Source organism: Pyxidicoccus trucidator (genome assembly GCF_010894435.1).
Taxonomy (GTDB): Bacteria; Myxococcota; Myxococcia; order Myxococcales; family Myxococcaceae; genus Myxococcus; species Myxococcus trucidator.
In genome coordinates this window covers 786,777-802,908 of record NZ_JAAIXZ010000003.1, presented here as the reverse complement: position 1 = coordinate 802,908, position 16,132 = coordinate 786,777, and the positions used below count along the sequence as shown (strand labels likewise).

Annotated in this window: 14 protein-coding genes; 7 read left to right on the top strand and 7 right to left on the bottom strand. The window is 69.9% G+C overall.

Annotated features, from left to right (window positions below; translation table 11 throughout):
- The first annotated feature begins 224 nt into the window (after window positions 1-224).
- The 3 genes from G4D85_RS13330 (at window position 225) to G4D85_RS13320 (ending at window position 5,911) form a co-directional block, all read left to right on the top strand.
- Window positions 225-1,364: an efflux RND transporter periplasmic adaptor subunit gene (locus G4D85_RS13330; RefSeq protein ID WP_420821704.1), complete on the top strand. Its 1,140-nt coding sequence runs from the start codon at window positions 225-227 to the stop codon at window positions 1,362-1,364.
- A 20-nt stretch (window positions 1,365-1,384) separates the two neighbouring features.
- Window positions 1,385-4,534 (top strand): efflux RND transporter permease subunit, encoded by a 3,150-nt coding sequence (locus tag G4D85_RS13325; protein WP_164011730.1) that lies wholly within the window; start codon window positions 1,385-1,387, stop codon window positions 4,532-4,534.
- 168 nt (window positions 4,535-4,702) lie between these two features.
- Complete coding sequence (locus G4D85_RS13320; RefSeq protein WP_205525531.1) at window positions 4,703-5,911, top strand: hypothetical protein; 1,209 nt, start codon at window positions 4,703-4,705, stop codon at window positions 5,909-5,911.
- 57 nt (window positions 5,912-5,968) lie between these two features.
- Here the strand turns inward: G4D85_RS13320 and G4D85_RS13315 are convergent, their stop codons facing one another.
- Window positions 5,969-7,072: a putative NPN-dependent ornithine cyclodeaminase gene (locus G4D85_RS13315; protein ID WP_164011725.1), complete on the bottom strand. Its 1,104-nt coding sequence runs from the start codon at window positions 7,070-7,072 to the stop codon at window positions 5,969-5,971.
- Window positions 7,073-7,163: 91 nt separating this feature from the next.
- On the opposite strand from G4D85_RS13315, the gene G4D85_RS13310 reads away from it, so the two are divergent.
- A complete protein-coding gene (locus tag G4D85_RS13310; RefSeq protein ID WP_164011723.1) occupies window positions 7,164-9,479 on the top strand; it encodes a sensor histidine kinase in 2,316 nt (771 codons plus the stop codon).
- A gap of 102 nt (window positions 9,480-9,581) precedes the next feature.
- Here G4D85_RS13310 and G4D85_RS13305 read toward each other — a convergent pair whose 3' ends face one another.
- Window positions 9,582-10,133, bottom strand: a complete 552-nt coding sequence (locus tag G4D85_RS13305) for a protein-tyrosine phosphatase family protein (RefSeq protein ID WP_164011716.1) — start codon at window positions 10,131-10,133, stop codon at window positions 9,582-9,584.
- Between the two features lie 200 nt (window positions 10,134-10,333).
- On the opposite strand from G4D85_RS13305, the gene G4D85_RS13300 reads away from it, so the two are divergent.
- Window positions 10,334-11,029 (top strand): LysM peptidoglycan-binding domain-containing protein, encoded by a 696-nt coding sequence (locus tag G4D85_RS13300; protein ID WP_164011714.1) that lies wholly within the window; start codon window positions 10,334-10,336, stop codon window positions 11,027-11,029.
- Between the two features lie 88 nt (window positions 11,030-11,117).
- Here the strand turns inward: G4D85_RS13300 and G4D85_RS13295 are convergent, their stop codons facing one another.
- Window positions 11,118-11,993: a LysR family transcriptional regulator gene (locus tag G4D85_RS13295; protein ID WP_164011712.1), complete on the bottom strand. Its 876-nt coding sequence runs from the start codon at window positions 11,991-11,993 to the stop codon at window positions 11,118-11,120.
- Window positions 11,994-12,099: 106 nt separating this feature from the next.
- Between G4D85_RS13295 and G4D85_RS13290 the strand changes: the two genes are divergently transcribed.
- The gene (locus tag G4D85_RS13290) at window positions 12,100-12,399 is read left to right on the top strand and encodes a YiaA/YiaB family inner membrane protein (protein WP_164011710.1); all 300 of its coding nucleotides are present in this window, start codon (window positions 12,100-12,102) and stop codon (window positions 12,397-12,399) included.
- A 30-nt stretch (window positions 12,400-12,429) separates the two neighbouring features.
- A complete protein-coding gene (locus tag G4D85_RS13285; protein ID WP_164011709.1) occupies window positions 12,430-13,137 on the top strand; it encodes an ATP-grasp domain-containing protein in 708 nt (235 codons plus the stop codon).
- Between the two features lie 3 nt (window positions 13,138-13,140).
- On the opposite strand, the gene G4D85_RS13280 is transcribed toward G4D85_RS13285, so the two are convergent.
- From G4D85_RS13280 to G4D85_RS13265, 4 genes are all read right to left on the bottom strand, one after another.
- Window positions 13,141-13,911 (bottom strand): eCIS core domain-containing protein, encoded by a 771-nt coding sequence (locus G4D85_RS13280; RefSeq protein ID WP_164011702.1) that lies wholly within the window; start codon window positions 13,909-13,911, stop codon window positions 13,141-13,143.
- Window positions 13,912-13,921: 10 nt separating this feature from the next.
- Entirely contained in the window at window positions 13,922-14,305 is a 384-nt protein-coding gene (locus G4D85_RS13275) for a hypothetical protein (RefSeq protein ID WP_164011700.1), read from the bottom strand.
- Between the two features lie 352 nt (window positions 14,306-14,657).
- On the bottom strand, window positions 14,658-14,909 hold the full coding sequence (locus G4D85_RS13270) for a hypothetical protein (RefSeq protein ID WP_205525530.1): 252 nt from the start codon (window positions 14,907-14,909) through the stop codon (window positions 14,658-14,660).
- 35 nt (window positions 14,910-14,944) lie between these two features.
- Window positions 14,945-16,003, bottom strand: coding sequence for a type IV pilus twitching motility protein PilT (locus G4D85_RS13265; RefSeq protein ID WP_240359237.1), 1,059 nt, complete (start codon window positions 16,001-16,003; stop codon window positions 14,945-14,947).
- Between the last annotated feature and the right edge of the window lie 129 nt (window positions 16,004-16,132).

Here is a 16,132-nt window from a genome sequence, read left to right as displayed (position 1 = left end):
AGCAGCCTCGAGCTGGTGCAGAGCGGAGCGGCCCTTCGCCAGGCGGAGCTGAACCTGGTGCTGCGTGAATTCGAGCTCGTCCAGGCACGCCTGGACGCATTCCTGACGGAGGCCCGGTGCGACTGGTGAAGCGGGTGCGCCCCCTGGCGGCGCTGATGAAGACGGAGCGTCCAGGCACACCTGGACCCATCCCTGACGGAGCCCCGATGCAACTGGCGAGCTGGATGCGACCTCTGGTGGTGCTGGCATGGAGTGTGGTGGTGATGGCCGGCTGCGCGGAGAAGAAGACCGCACCGGCCGCGCCTCCACCTCGTGAAGTCGAAGTGGTGTCATTGTCCCCTCGCGAAGTGAGGGACACGGGCGAGTACCTGGGCTCGCTGCTGTCGCGGCAGAGCGTCACGGTGCTGCCGCAGGTGGCCGGCTACGTGCGCCGCATCCACGCGCGCCCCGGCCAGCAGGTGGCGGAAGGCGCGCCGCTGGTGGAGGTGGACGCGCGGGAGGAGACAGCCGCGCTCGACAGCGCGCAGGCCCAGCTCAGCTCGTCGCAGGTGAACCTGGAGCTGTCGCGCCGCACGCTGGCCCGCACGGAGGCGCTGCACAAGGAGGGCCTCGCGAGCGCACAGGAGCTGGAGGGCGCCCGCGCGCAGGTGGAGGCCGCCCAGGCCGCCTCGCGCTCCTCCGCCGCGCAGGTGACGCAGCGCCAGGTGCAGCTGCAGTTCAACGTGGTGCGCGCGCCCTTCGCCGGCACCGTGGGTGACGTGCTGGTGCGTGTGGGCGACTTCGTCAGCGCCTCCACGCAGCTGACCAGCGTGGCGCAGGCGGACGTGCTCGAAGTGAGCGTCTCGGTGCCTTCGCCGCGCGCGCGCTCGATGAAGCCCGACACGGCGCTGGAAATCCTCGACGCGCAGGGCAAGGTGCTGCTCACCAGCAGCGTCTTCTTCGTCGCGCCCCAGGCCGACCCGCGCACCCAGCTGGTGGAGGTGAAGGCCGCCTTCCGCAACACCGTGGGCCTGCGGCCCAGCGAGCTGGTGCGCGCACGCATCGTCTACTCCGTCCGGGACGCGCTGCAGATTCCGGCGCTCGCGGTGGTGCGCCAGAGCGGGCAGCCCTTCGCGCTGGTGGTGCAGGAGAAGGAAGGGAAGACGGTGGTGGAGCGCCGTCCCATCACCCTCGGCGCGCTGGGGGACATGGCCTACGTGGTGGAGAAGGGCCTCAAGGAGGGAGACCTCGTGGCCGTCTCGTCCATGCAGGCGCTGCGCGATGGCATGGCCGTGAAGGTGAAGGCCACCCCGCCCACACCGCGCGCCGAAGCCCTGACGAACGCACCCGCGGGAAGCGGCGCCTCTGTCGGGAGCCGCCGCTAAGCCGAAGGACCGAGCCCACCATGTTCATCGACTTCTTCATCCGCAGGCCCGTCTTCGCCATCGTCTGCTCCATCCTGCTGACGCTGGTGGGGGCCATCGCCATCCCCACGCTGCCCATCGCCCAGTACCCGGACCTGGCTCCGCCGCAGGTGACGGTCACCGCCAACTACGTGGGCGCCAGCGCCGAGGTGGTGGAGAGCGCCGTCACCATTCCCCTGGAGCAGGAGCTCAACGGCGTGGAGGGCATGCGCTACATCACCTCCACCAGCAGCAATGACGGCACCAGCCAAATCACCATCACCTTCGAGTCCACGCGCGACATCGAGGTGGCCGCCGTCGACGTGCAGAACCGCGTCAGCCGAGCCGCCGCGCGCCTGCCCGGGCAGGTGAACCAGACAGGCATCGTCGTCAACAAGGCCTCCAGCCAGATTCTGTTGTCCGTGGCCCTCTTCAGCCCGGACGACCGCTATGACGCGAAGTTCCTCAGCAACTACGCCGACGTGAATCTCAAGGACGCCATCAAGCGCGTGCGCGGCGTGGGCGAGGTGCGCATCTTCGGCGAGCGCAAGTTCTCCATGCGTCTGTGGCTGGACCCCACGGAGCTGGCGCGGCGCAAGCTCACCCCGCAGGACGTGACGCGCGCGCTCCAGGAGCAGAACCTCCAGGTGGCCGCGGGCCAGGTGGGCCAGCCGCCGTCCGCGGAGGACCAGCCCTACCAGCTCGCGGTGCGCGCCCGGGGCCGGCTGGTGGAGCCGGACGAGTTCGGCGACATCGTCCTCATGCGCCAGAACGACGGCAAGAGCGTCCGTGTGAAGGACGTGGGCCGCGTGGAGATGGGCGCGGAGAACTACAGCACGCTGCTGCGCTTCGGCGGGAAGCAGGCCGTGGGTATCGCCGTCTTCCAGCTCCCCACCGCCAACGCGCTGGACGTGCGTGATGCCGTCTACGCGGAGCTGGAGCGGCTGTCCGCGCAGTTCCCGCCCGGAATGGTGTTCCAGACGGGCACGGACACCACGCTCGCGGTGCGCGCCACCGTCCACGAGGTGCTCCGGACGCTGGTGGAGGCGATTGTCCTCGTCATCCTCGTCATCTTCCTGTTCCTGCACGGCTGGCGCAGCGTGCTCATCACCGCGCTCACCCTTCCCGTCTCGCTGGTGGGCACCTTCGCCTTCGTCCAGTTGATGGGCTTCTCCATCAACACCCTCACCCTCTTCGGCCTCACCCTGGCCACGGGACTGGTGGTGGACGACGCCATCGTCGTCATCGAGAACATCGAGCGGCTCATGGTGGAGCGGAAGCTGTCGGCCGCGCAGGCCGCTCGCGAGGGCATGAAGGAGGTGGCCGGCGCCGTCATCGCCATCTCCATCGTGCTGGTGGCGGTGTTCGTCCCCGTGGCGCTCTTTCCCGGCACCACCGGCGCCATCTACCGCCAGTTCGCGCTCACCATCGCCGCGTCGGTGGCCCTGTCCACCTTCTGTGCCTTCACCCTCACGCCCGCGCTGAGCGCGCGGATGCTCCAGCACCACCAGGGTGAGAAGTGGGTGCTCTTCCGTTGGGTGGACAAGGCGCTCGACGGGATGCGGGCCGTATACGGCCGGAACCTGCGCAGGCTGCTGAAGCACCCGGTCATCATCCTGGCGGCGTTCCTGCTGTGCATCGGCGCCACGGTGGCGCTCGTCTGGGCAACGCCCAAGGGCTTCATTCCCGACGAGGACCAGGGCTACCTCATGGTTTCCGTGCAGGGGCCTGAGGGGACGGCGCTGGCCCAGACGGAGAAGGTGATGGAGCAGGTGGAGGCGGTGCTGAAGGCGCAGCCGGAGGTGCGCGCCATCTTCGCCAACGGAGGGTTCTCCCCCCAGGGCACGGGCCCCAACATGGCCAGCATCTTCGTGCCGCTGAAGCCGTGGGAGGAGCGGCCGGGGAAGGACCAGTCGGTGGCCGCGCTGGTGGAGCGACTGCGCGGGCCGCTCGGCCGCATCGACGGCGCGCGGGTAATGCCCTTGCAGCCTCCGGCCATCCGCGGCGTGGGCAGTGTCGGCGGCTTCCAGTTCATCGTCGAGGACATCGCCGGCACCCACTCACTGGACCAGCTTGCCACCGCCGTTCATGCGCTGATGACCAGGAGCAACGAGGACAGTCAGCTGCGCGGCGTCTTCACCGGCTTCAACGCAGACACTCCACTGCTGGACGTGGAGGTGGACCGGCAGAAGGCCAAGGCGCTGGGAGTCCCCATCGAGCAGATCTTCAGCACGATGCAGGTCTACATGGGCAGCCAGTACGTCAACGACTTCAACTACGCGAACCGCACCTACCGCGTCTACGTCCAGGCTGAGCAGCAGTTCCGCGACAGCCCGCGGGACATCGGCGCCTTCTACGTGCGCAGCGACAGCGGGGACATGATTCCGCTGGAGTCACTGGTGAAGGTGGAGCCCACGGTGTCCGCGCAAGTCATCCGTCACTACAACCTCTTCCGCGCGGTGGAGCTCAGTGGTCAGCCCGCGCCGGGCGTGTCCTCGGGTCAGGCGATGGACACGATGGAGTCCCTTGCCGAGCAGGTCCTGCCGCAGGGCATGAACGCGGAGTGGACAGGCATCAGCCTGGAGCAGCGGCAGAGCGGCGGGGAGACGATGGTCATGTTCGGCCTGGGCCTGCTGTTCGTGTTCCTGGTGCTCGCGGCGCAGTACGAGAGCTTCAGCCTGCCGCTGGTCATCATCCTCTCCGTGCCACTGGCCATCATGGGAGCGCTCGGCCTCCAGCTGTTGCGCGGGTTCTCCAACGACGTGTTCTGCCAATTGGGACTCGTCATGCTGGTGGGCCTGGCCAGCAAGAACGCCATCCTCATCGTCGAGTTCGCGGAGCAGCTTCGCGAGGGCGGCAGGAGCGCCGTCGACGCGGTGGTGGAGGCGGCCGAGGTCCGCCTGCGCCCCATCCTCATGACGTCGATTGCCTTCCTCCTCGGCGTGGTGCCGCTGATGACGGCCCAGGGCGCGGGTGCTGCTTCGCGCAACTCGCTGGGCACGGCCGTGTTCGGCGGCATGCTCGTGTCCACGGTGGTGAACTTCGTCTTCATCCCCGGCCTGTATGTGCTGATGCAGAAGCTGCGCGGCGAGGCGAGGCGGACCGTCAGCGCTGCTGGCGACGTGGTGTCTCCGCCGGCTCCCTCGCATTGAGGGCCCACGGGAGCCGGGCGCTCCTGACGGAGTCCCTCCGCTTCACCCGCCGTCGCTCGGCTCCAGGCCCTGATTGTGCGACACGCCAGCCAGACACGAGGCCTGGGTCCGTATTCCGTCAGGAGGACGGGGCCGGTCCGTCTCCCGGGCACCATGAGCGAGCAGGCAATGCATAAATGGCGGACAGTACTGGCGGTGATGTGGGCGGGACTGGCGGCATGTGGCGGAACCGACGACGGCGGCGAAGTCGTGGAGCCGCTCGTCCCCGTGGAGCGGGCGGACTTCAATGCGAAGGCCGCCGAGGCCCTCTGTGAGCGGTATGCGCGCTGTGGCCTCATCGAGGACCGGGAGCGCTGTCAGGAGCAGCAGCTGTCCCGGGGCTTCGTCCAGCAGGTCGGGCTGGGGACGCGGTACGACGCCGCGCTCGCCTCGGGACGCATCCGCTACGACGCGGACGTGGCCGGACAGTGCGTGCTGGCCCTCCGGGAAGGGAGCTGTGAGGACTCCCCCCTGAGCCTGCCCATGCTGAACCGGGGCATCGAGTACGACCTGCAGTGCCGCTTCCTCCAGGGGCAGGTCGCGGATGGCGAGGCCTGCCAGTGGAGCACCGAGTGCAGTGACGGCGCGTACTGCGACGTGACGACCTCGAGCTGCGGCGGCGTGTGCAAGCGGGGCACCGTCACTCATCCCGACACCGCGTTCGACGCCTGCCCGCCGGGCACCGCCCTGATTCCGGGCACCACCCTGACCGGCGGGAGGTGTCTGAAGGCCGGAGGCGAGGGGACCAGCTGTGGCGTCCGGGGCGGCGTACTGCTGGGCATCTGTGACCAGGGCACCTGGTGCGAAACGACCACCGCCCCCCACGGCACGTGCAGGCGCGTGAGCACCGAGGGCGAGACGTGTGATGACTACCACGGCCCCCGGTGTGGCTGGTCCCTGTACTGCCGGGACGGCCGCTGCCAGAAGGCCCAGGGCGAGGGCGCGGCCTGCACGGCCCCCGGCACCGGCCGCTTCGGCACCCTGGAGTGCCGCGATGAGCTGTTCTGCGATGGCGAAAACGGCCAGCCCGGCACCTGCCGCCCCAGGCGCGAGGCGGGCGCGGCCTGCCGCAACGCCTTCGAGTGCGAAGACACCATGAACTGCATCGGCGCGCAGCCCATGGATGGCGTGTGGGGCACGTGCCAGCCCGCGGCCCGCGAGGGCGAGTCCTGCACGGAGCGGCTGTGTGGGGCGTTCCTCACGTGCTCGAACACCACCAAGACGTGCGTGGCCACCGTGCGCCTGGGTGAGCCGTGCGCGGACCCCGACGCCTGCTACACCTCCGGCGTCTGCGTGGACGGCACCTGCCGGCCCGTGGGCGCCCCGTCCTGCGGCTGAGCCCGCGTCGTACGTGCTTCACGGACAGGGCGCACTCCGCCCTGTCCGTGGCGGCCCTCAGGCCCCCTTGGGAGCCGTGCCGCGCGCCGCCAGCTCGCGCTCCACGTAGATTCGCAGGATGTGCATGAAGTCCTGCGCGTTCGTCACCACGCCAAAGGCCTGGTGCGTGCCGCGGTCCTTCAGCTTGCTCACCACGAACTCGGACGAGTCCACGCAGATGGTGGGCAGCTCGCGCAGCCCACCGTCCTTCTCCACGACGAACGCCGGCAGCATGTTCCCGGTGGCGATGGCGTGCAGCGCGGTGGCAATCATCACCGCCATGGTGGTCTTCACCGCGTGACGGCGCATGGCGTCCTGCGCGACCAGATTGTCCGTGATGACATCCGGCAGCGGCCCGTCGTCGCGGATGGAGCCCGTCAGCACGAAGGGCACCTGGTGCACCACGCACGCGTGCATGATGCCGTTGGTAATCACCCCGGCCTCCACCGCCTTCGCAATCGAGCCCGCCGCGCGCACCTTGTTGATGGCGCGCATGTGCAGGCCGTGGCCGCCGGACGTGGCCTCGCCGGAGCCGCTCATCCCCAGCGTGGTGCCGAAGATGGACGCCTCGATGTCGTGCACCGCCACCGCGTTGCCCGCCAGCAGCGCGCCCACGAAGCCGTTGGCGATGAACCACGTCATGTCCGCGCGCGCCCGCGAGTGCACCAGCGCCGGCCCCGTCACCCATACCGGGTAGCCGCCGCGCTCGCGCTCCTCCACCAGCAGCCGCGCCATGTGCGAGTAGTCGATGGGCTTCTCGCGCGACACCTCGCTCGTCATGAACTTGAACTCTCCCTCACCGCCCTCGGTGAGGTAGGCCATGTTCACGTACACGCCCTGGCTGCCGTCCTCCGCGTGGCCCACCACCACGCGCTCGCCCGCGCGCACGCGGCGGCCCTCGCGCGCCCACAATTCGCCCTGCGCGTCCAGCACCAGCGCGCTGTCCATGCGCGGCTCGCGGGGCATGCGCCAGGCGCCGCCCACGCGCACGTAGGTGGGCAGGTTGGTGGTGGAGAAGAAGCCCTCTGGCAGGACACCGTCCGAGGGAGCGGGCTGGAAGCGCGCGTCCGGGCACTGGGAGAACCGCGCGGCCGAGAAGTCGGGATGGGGAATGGTGCTCACCCCGGCACCATGCGCGGACCCACCCATCCTGTTCAAGCCTCTTGGCGTAGACTGTCCTCTCCCCTCACCACGGCCGTCCCGCCGGAGACCCGTGTCACTCCCCGACTTCCAGCTTCTCTTCGAGAAGAGCCCGGGCCTCCATGTCGCCCTCGCACCGGAGCCGGCCTTCACCATCCTCGCCGTCACGGATGCGTACCTCCGGGCGACGATGACGCGCCGCGAGGACGTCATCGGCCGGGGCCTCTTCGACGTGTTCCCGGACAACCCGGCGGACCCGCTGGCCATGGGCGTCCACAACCTGCGCGCCTCGCTGGAGCGGGTGCTGGCCACCCGGGCGCCCGACGTCATGGCCCTGCAGAAGTACGACATCCCCCGGCCCGACAGCGCCGGGGGCGGCTTCGAGGAGCGCCACTGGAGCCCCACCAACACCCCCGTGCTCTCCGAGGACGGCCAGGTGCGCTACCTGCTGCACCAGGTGGAGGACGTGACGGAGGTGGTGCGCCTCACCCGGCGTGGCGAACAGGACCGCGGCGAGCTGCATGCGCTCCAGCGGTCCGCGCGTGCGCGCACGGACCTGCACGCGCTGATGGAGCACGCCCCCGCGGCCATCGCCGTGCTGCGCGGCCCAGGCCACGTCTACGACTACGCCAACGCGGGCTACGTCCGGCTGGTCGGCCGTGACGTGGTAGGGAAGACCATCCGGGAGGCCCTGCCCGAAATCCAGGAGCAGGGCTTCTTCGAGGTGCTGGACCGCGTCTACGCCACGGGCGAGCCCTTCATCGCCAACGAGGTGGTCGTCCGCTTGAACCGCGAGGGCACCGGCCACCTGGAGGACCGCTTCCTCAACTTCGTCTTCCAGCCCACGCTCGCGCCGGACCGGACGGTGGACGGCATCTGCATCCAGGCGGTGGACGTGACGGACCAGGTGCGGGCGCGGCGCACGGTGGAGGAGGAGCAGGCCCGCCTCCACGCCGTGCTGGAGAATGCCCCCATGGCGGTGGCCATCGCCGACGCCGCCGGCCGCGTCGTCCTGGCCAACAAGCGCATCGCGACCGAGCTGCAGCACCCGCCCCACCCCACCACCCAGCCGGAGGACTACCACCAGTGGCCCATCGTCCGGCCGGACGGCACGCCCATCCCCACCGAGGACTACCCCCTCCTGCGCGCCCTGAAGGGCCTGGAGGCCCACGGCGAGGAGCTCCACTACGTCTTCGGCGATGGCAGCCGCGGCATGGTGGAGGTGCACTACGGGCCGGCGCGCGATGCCCGGGGGAACATCATCGCGGCCATCGTCTTCTTCCGAGACATCACCGAGCGCAAGCGCCTGGAGGCAGAGCGGCAGAACTTCTTCGCGCTCGTGGAGAGCAGCAGCGACTTCATCGCCATCGCCTCTCCCGACCAGCGCCTCGCCTATGTGAATCCCGCCGGACGGACGCTCCTGGGGGTGAGCGAAGCGGACGTGCCCCGCACCTCCATCCAGGACTGCTGGTCCCCTGAGGCGATGGAGACCATCGTCCGCATCCTCCCGGGGATGCTGCGGGGCGAGTCCCTCCAGTTCGAAGGACAGCTCGTCCACTTCCAGACGGGCGAGCGCATCGACATGGATGTGAACACGCTCGGCATCCTGGACCCGAAGACGCGCGAGCCGCTCTTCCTCGGCTGCATCGCCCGGGACATCCGGCAGCGCCGGGCGCTGGAGCAGGAGACGCGCAGGCGCACCGGGTTCGAGCAGCAGCTCCTCGGCATCGTCTCGCATGATTTGCGCAACCCCATCAGCGCCATCACCCTGTCCGCCGGGACGCTGCTGCGGCGCTCGGACCTGGACGAGCGGCAGCGCCAGCCGCTGAACCGCATCCTCGCCTCCGCCGAGCGGGCGAACCGGCTGATTCGCGACCTGCTCGACTTCACCCAGGCGCGCCTCGGCGGCGGCCTGCCCATGCGGCCCCGGCCCATGGACTTCCACGCCTTCACCCGACAGGTGCTGGACGAAATCCAGGTGTCCCACTCCGAGCGCGAGCTCCAGGTGGAGCAGCAAGGAGACGGTCAGGGCTCGTGGGACGCGGACCGGCTGGCGCAGCTGGTGGGCAACCTGCTGGGCAACGCGCTCAGCTACAGCCCCCCGGACAGCCCGGTGCGGGTGGCCACGCGCGGCGATGCCCAGGACGTGGTGCTGGAGGTGCACAACACCGGCGACGCCATCCCCGACGAGGTGCTGCCCCGGCTCTTCCAGCCGATGCAGCGCGGCGTCACCAGCGGCACGTCGAGCCGCAGCGTGGGCCTGGGGCTCTACATCGTCGACCAGATTGTCCGCGCGCACGGCGGCGGCATCACCGTGACGTCCCTGCCGTCCCAGGGCACCACCTTCACGGTGACGCTGCCGCGCCGGCCTTCCTCGCAGGCCCGGTGAGGCCGGGCCCCGTATCCTTATATATGCGGGTCCGCGCTCGGCCTCCCCGCGCGCCTCCACCGCTCGCGGAGGGGCTCCGCACAGCCGCGGGCGGGCCCCAGCTCAGTCGTCGGCGGGCGGCGGGTTCTTCAGGTGGCTGTAGGCGATGTCGGCCAGCGCCTGGAGCGTGGGCACCGTCCACGTCAGCCCGTGGCGCTGGCGCCAGCCTTCCACCCACGCCAGGAAGGTGCGGAGCTGCGCGGGGCTGGGCGCCACCTGCCAGCGCCGCTGCTTCGCCAGTGAGAGCGCCTCCAGGGGCGGGTGCCCCAGCGCCACCATGCAGCACAGCGCCAGCAGCGCGCTGCGCCCCACCCCGTGCTCGCAGTGGATGTAGACCTTGTGCCCCTGCCCCAGGACTTCCGTCACCCACGCGACGCCGTCGTCGAGCATGTCGCCGCGGATGGCCCGCATGTCCTCCGTGGGCAGGTGCAGCAGGGTGATGCCGTGCTCGCGCAGGACCTGCTCGTCGTCACGCGCCTCCACCCGCACGTCCACCACGTGGCGGATGCCGAGCTTCTTCGCGAGGTGCTCCGCGGCCTCGATGGGGAAGCGCCCCCCCACCGCCAGCGAGGGCAGCACCCAGTCCAGGTTCAGCTTCCGGAATGGCTCGCTCATGCCCCCACGGTAGGGACGTCCGAGCCCGCCCGGGAGGGGCCCCCCTCCACTCGGGGGGAGCCCTCACTGGGAGGGGGTGTCCCCAGGGCTGTAGGTAAAAAACGCAGGGGGTGCGCAACTTCCTGTCTCGTTCCCCGAGAATCAGTGCACGTCCCACCCGTGACGCCCCCGCGTCACCGTGTTCCTTCGGAGACCCTCTCATGAGCTACCGCATTCAGTCGGGTGACACCCTCTCTGGCATCGCCCGCAAGTACGGCACCAGCGTCGGCGCGCTGATGAAGGCCAATCCGCAGATCAAGAACGCGGACCTCATCTATACCGGCAAGTCCCTGAACATCCCGGGCTCCAAGGACAGCTTCGAGCCGGGGAAGACGGGCGGCGGCAAGCCGGGCGGCTCCACGGGCGGAACCACGGGCAGCTCGGGCGCGCAGCAGACCACGGGCGTCAACGGTGGCAACGCCCCCACGGGCAGCGCGTTCGACATCGCCAAGTCGCACCTGGGCAAGAACGCGGGCTCGCTGAAGATGGAGAAGGGCGGCGTGGGCAGCGACATGGAGGACTGGGTCCCCAACAACGTCAACTGCGCCAACTTCGTCTCCGCGTGCCTCGAGCAGGCGGGCCTCATCACCAACGGCCAGCACGACAACTCCGTGATGGGCCTGCAGCGCAAGCTGGACGCGGACCCGGACTTCAAGCGCGTGTCCCTGCAGGACGCGAAGCCCGGTGACGTGGTGTCCATGAAGACGCCGGGCGGCCAGCACGTGGTGATGTTCGCGGGCTGGAAGGACGGCAAGGCCCAGTTCATCGGCTCCAACAACGTCAACTCGGACGGCTCGCAGCGCATCACCATCAGCTCGATGAACTACCCCATCATGTCCATCCACCAGCACCGCTAGTCGTCACCGCGGTCTGATGGAAGTCCCCTCGGGGCTCCGGGTTCCGTCCACCAGGACGGGCACGGGGCCCCGTCGGCGTTTGAAGGGGCTACGGCTTCGGGGCCAGGGCCAGCGCGGCCTGGAGCAGCGGGCTGCGGGCAGCCGACTTCCGCCACGCGGCGTGGATGGAGCCCGTGCCCGAGCCGGGCAGCGGCCGGGCCACCACCCCCGCCTCGCGAGGCCCGCCGGGCAGCAGCGACGCCAGCAGCGAGTACCCCAGCCCCGCCGCCACGAAGCCGAGGATGGTCTCCGACGAGTCCGCCGCGTGCAGCCGCTTCGGCTTCACCCCCGCCCGCGCCAGCTCCGCGAGCTGGAGCTCCCGCAGGTGCCGGTCCGTGCTGTAGGCGATGAACGCGTCGTCGCGCAGCTGCTCCAGCCGCACCTTCGGGCTCTTCGCCTGCGGGTGGTGCGAGGGCAGCACGAGGAACGGGTACGTGCGCCCCACCTCCCGCGCCTCCACGTCGTCTGGGATTTCCGGCAGGTGGTCCACGACCAGGTCCGTGTCGCCCGAGCGCAGCACGTCCAGCGCGGGTGTCTTGGACTCGAAGAGGGCCACCTCGATGTCCGGCCGCTTCGCCTGGAGCCGCCGCAGCCACCCGGGCAGCAGGTGCCGCAGCACGTGGCCGGAGGCGTGGACTCGCAGCGTGCCGCCCACCTCGCCCTTCTGGAGGGACTGCACCACGGTGTCCAGCGCCTCCAGGAACGGGGCCACGTGCGCATACAGCGCGCGGCCCTCCGGCGTGAGCACCACGCGGTCCTTGCCCACGCGCTCGAAGAGGGGCACTCCGACTTCGTCCTCCAGACGTTTTACCTGCTGGTGCACCCCGGGCTGCGTTATCGGATACGGGAATGAGCGCGCCGCCCGCGCGTACCCTTCCGCGCGCGCCACCCGGTAGAAGCCCTCGAGCCGCTGGAGCTGAATCATGCACTCCAGGTTATCAATGGCGCATGGACTAGTTCCATGCGCTTTACGACGAGAAGGTGCATCGTTCTTCCCGTGAGCGAGCACGACTCGCCCCGAGGAGGAACACATGTCCCGCGCCACGCCGAAGGTCGTCGTCCCCCATAGCGCCGCCTGGGTCATCCAGACCTGGCTGTCCTTCGCCCTGTCCGTCGGAGTCACCGCCGTGGGCATCTGGAACCTGCCCGTGGACATCTGGGTGAAGTCCTTCCTGGGCATGGGGCTGCTCTTCACGGTGGGCTCCACCTTCAGCCTGTCGAAGACGGTGAGGGACCAGCACGAGATGGAGCAGCTCGGCACGCGCATCGACGAGGCCCGCGTGGCCCGGCTCCTCTCCGAGCACGACACGATTGCCCCGCCGAAGATGTAAGGCCGGGGCCGAAGCGGTAGCTTCACCGCCATGTTCCATGGGCTCACCCTGCTCATCCCCGACAAGGCCGACCCGGAGCGCGACGCCGTCGCCCGCGAGTGGGAAGCGCGAGGCGGCACGGTGCTGCGGCTGGGGAAGTTCTGGAGTCCACCCGACGTGGACCGCACGCGGGTGCGCCTCTATGGCAATGACACCTTCTGCCTCGTCCTGGCGCAGAAGCTGGGCCTCACGCTCGTCTCTCCGCCGGATGACCTGCTGCTGAAGGTGGACCCCGCGTGGGTGAAGCGCGAGGTGCGCGGCGCCACACTGGAACAGGTGGCCTCGGAAGCGTTTCCCCGCTTCATCAAGCCGCTGGTGCCCAAGGTGTTCCGCGCCGCCGTGTGGCCGGGGCCGGAAGCGCTCGCGGAGGAGTGCCGGGGGCTGGCGCCGGACACGCCGGTGCTGTCGTCGGAGATTGTCTCGCTGCGCGCGGAGGCCCGGGGCTGGGTGCTGGACGGGCAGGTGTGCACGTGCGCGGTGTACGAGGGGGAGGGCTCCGTCACGGAGGCCCGGGACTTCCTCGCCACCGTGGCGCGCGAGGCGACGCTGCCGCGCACGTGCGTGCTGGACGCCGCCTTCGTGGAGGGCCGGGGCTGGGCGTTGCTGGAGGCAAATGCGGCCTGGGGCGCGGGGCTCAACGGCTGCGACGCCGCCGAGGCGGTCCTCTGCATCGCCGAAGCCACCACGCCGCTCCCCTGAGGCTCAGGGCGCGCCGCGACCGGTGTGCAGGCAGACCAGCGCCTCGTCCAGCAGGGGCAGCGCGGCCTCCGTCCACCCCTTCAGCTTCGCGCGCGCGGGAAGGGGCACTGCCGGAGGAATGAGGCCCGCCAGCGCGGCGTCCTCGATGAGCTGTGCCTGCTGCTCGGGGTTGAGCTGGGCCCAGCGCAGCTCACGGGCCACGGCCTTGCGCCAGTTGTAGCCGTCCCCCACCCACTGTGCGGCGAGCGCGGCGCTCATGTACGCGGTGCCACCGTGCTGGTGCTGCCACACGTGCGTCAGCTCGTGCACCAGCAACCCGAAGTCCGGCGGCCCACGCCCGGGGACATAGACGGTGTCTCCGTGCACGAAGGCCCGGCCGGACATGCTCAGCAGGCCCAGCCGTCCCTCCTTCACCCGCACCCGCTCGTACTCCAGGCTGTCTCCGAAGATGGGGCGCAGCCGCGCCACCTCGTCCTCCGTGAGTCGCCGGCCCGTCGTCTCCACTCCCGCCAGCACCTGCACCGCGCTGAGCATGCGCCCGGCCAGCATCAGGAACACGTCCACCGGGAGCTGCACCACGCGCGTCAGCCCGCGTCCCAGCCGGGGCAGCCCCTGGCGGGGACGCCCGCGCGCGCACTGCGCCGCGCCTCCCACCAGCGACACCAGCACCACGCCCACACCACGCGCCACACCCAGCGAGGCGCTCCTCACTCCCGTCAGCAGGCCGTGCCCCGCATCCGCCAGCCGCTCAGGGAATGAGGGCGCGTGACTCACCGAGGAGTCCTCAGCGTCCGCCCACCGCGGCGCGCGGCATGGCCAGGCCCAGCGTCGACTCCACCAGGGCCCGCAGCGAGCCGGGACGCCACGGGCGCGCCAGGGCGAAGTGGGTGAGGCACGAGGCGCTGTACGCCGCCGCCGGCTCCGGCTGGAAGTGCGCCGACACGAGGATGCGCGGTCCGGTGAAGCCCCGCTCCACCAGGCCGACGAGGAAGGCCGGCACGGCGGTGCGCTCCGCGGTGTCCAGGTCCACGACGAGCGCATCCGGCGCCGCGCCCGCATCCAACCGCCGGTCCGCCGACGTGGTGCCCAGCGCGTGGATCAGCTCGAAGCCCGGCGCCAGCTCCCGGCCAATCGCCAGCCGCAGCAAGGGAGCCTCCGACACCAGCATGACGCGAGGCCCCCGGGACATCCGGACAGGCCGGGGCGCCTGACGCAATGCGCCAGCCCCCCTCAAATCGCGGGCGGAGAGGAACGACTTGAGGCAGGAAATGGGCGCGGGGGCGTGGGACACACACAAAGAGTACCCAGCAATAGCGGAAATATCAAGCTTTGCTTCAATCCGTGCACAAACAGGCGACCCGGACCCCTGCGCACGGACATCGGCCACGGCCCTGGACCTCCGGGCCATGAACCCTTGTTCAGTATGTCTAAAAGGACTCCTGATCGCCTGGACTGGAGTGTTCAGGACCCAGCTGACTCTCGCCCTTCAAGGCACTGGGAACCGCGCCCGTGGAGGCCGGCTACAGCGGATCGTTCTCCCAGGGCTCCAGCTGCTCGGTGAACGGGCCGACGTCCGGAGCCAGCACCAGCGGCCGGTGCTCGGCGAACGCCTGGTGGACGGCCGCGAGCAGCGGGTGCACGCCCTGCGGGTTCACCACCTGCGTCTGGGGCGCCGGGGCCATCCAGAGCGCGTCCTTCACCAGCGCGCCCAGGGCCTCGGTGAGCACGGGCGTCCAGGCCTGCTTGACGTCATCCACCTCGAAGGTCGTCATGTCCACTCCCCCAGCGAGCCGCGTGAGGCTCAAGCTCACTCGAACTCGAGCGCGCGCTGGAAGTCGGCCGGGTTCGAGGCCGCGCCCTGCGCGACCTCCAGGGTGATGATGCCCTCGCGGTAGAGCTGGGTGAGGTGCTGGTCGAAGGACTGCATGCCGAACATGTCGCGGCCCTTCTCGATGACGTCCTTCAATTCGTTGGCGCGGTCCTCGCGGATGTACTGCTCCACGGACTTCGTCTGCGTCATGATTTCCAGCGCCACCGTGCGGCCCTTGCCCGTCGCGCGGGGCAGCAGCCGCTGGGAGATGGTGGCCTTGAGGCAGTCCGCCAACCGCATGCGGACCATGACCTGCTCCTCGGCGGGGAACACCGACACCAGCCGGCCGATGGTGCGCGACGCGTCCGTGGTGTGCACGGTGGACAGCACCAGGTGGCCCGTCTCCGCCGCCTTGAGCGCGATGTCGATGGTCTCCGTGTCGCGCATCTCGCCCACCAGAATCACGTCCGGGTCCTGCCGCAGCGCCGAGCGCAGCGCGCGGGCGAAGCTCTCCGTGTCCGGGCCAATCTCCCGCTGGGAGATGGAGCACTTGATGTTCTTGTAGATGAACTCGATGGGGTCCTCGATGGTGAGGACGTGCAGGCTCTCGTTGCGGTTGATGTGGTCAATCATCGCCGCGAGCGTGGAGCTCTTGCCCGAGCCCGTGGCCCCCGTCACCAGCACCAGCCCGCGGTCATTGCTGGCAATCTTCTTGAGGACCTGCGGCAGCCCCAGCGCGTCGATGTTGGGAATCTCGTCGGGGATGATGCGGAGGATGCACGCCAGCGAGCCCCGCTGCCGGTAGATATTCACTCGGAAGCGCGCCACGCCCGGCACGCTGTAGGACGAGTCGTGCTCCTGCAGCGAGTCAATCTGCGCCTTCACCAGCTGGTCGTTGATGACGTGCAGGGCCACCTGCTTCGTGTGGTCCGGGACGAGCTTCTCCATCTTCAGGGGCCGCAGCACCCCGTTGACTCGGTAGATGGGCGGGTCTCCCGGCCGGAAGTGGATGTCCGAGGCGCCATTCTGCACGCCCACCGAGAGCAGCTTGTTCAACGTTGTCTGATCCACCGAGTCGACCCCTCACCCGCTACGAAGGTCGGGGATTCTATGGCAATGCGCGCGAAGGACCAGGGCCCCTGAGCAACTCCTGCAACCCCCTTGCAGAAGCCGGCGGGTCAACCC

Excerpts from the sequence above, each read along its gene's own strand:
- G4D85_RS13330 (WP_420821704.1), top strand. The coding sequence starts at position 225 with ATGCGACCTCTGGTGGTGCTGGCATGGAGTGTGGTGGTGATGGCCGGC.
- G4D85_RS13325 (WP_164011730.1), top strand. The coding sequence starts at position 1,385 with ATGTTCATCGACTTCTTCATCCGCAGGCCCGTCTTCGCCATCGTCTGC.
- G4D85_RS13320 (WP_205525531.1), top strand. The coding sequence starts at position 4,703 with ATGCATAAATGGCGGACAGTACTGGCGGTGATGTGGGCGGGACTGGCG.
- G4D85_RS13305 (WP_164011716.1), bottom strand. The coding sequence starts at position 10,133 with ATGAGCGAGCCATTCCGGAAGCTGAACCTGGACTGGGTGCTGCCCTCG.
- G4D85_RS13300 (WP_164011714.1), top strand. The coding sequence starts at position 10,334 with ATGAGCTACCGCATTCAGTCGGGTGACACCCTCTCTGGCATCGCCCGC.
- G4D85_RS13295 (WP_164011712.1), bottom strand. The coding sequence starts at position 11,993 with ATGATTCAGCTCCAGCGGCTCGAGGGCTTCTACCGGGTGGCGCGCGCG.
- G4D85_RS13290 (WP_164011710.1), top strand. The coding sequence starts at position 12,100 with ATGTCCCGCGCCACGCCGAAGGTCGTCGTCCCCCATAGCGCCGCCTGG.
- G4D85_RS13285 (WP_164011709.1), top strand. The coding sequence starts at position 12,430 with ATGTTCCATGGGCTCACCCTGCTCATCCCCGACAAGGCCGACCCGGAG.
- G4D85_RS13275 (WP_164011700.1), bottom strand. The coding sequence starts at position 14,305 with ATGCTGGTGTCGGAGGCTCCCTTGCTGCGGCTGGCGATTGGCCGGGAG.
- G4D85_RS13270 (WP_205525530.1), bottom strand. The coding sequence starts at position 14,909 with ATGACGACCTTCGAGGTGGATGACGTCAAGCAGGCCTGGACGCCCGTG.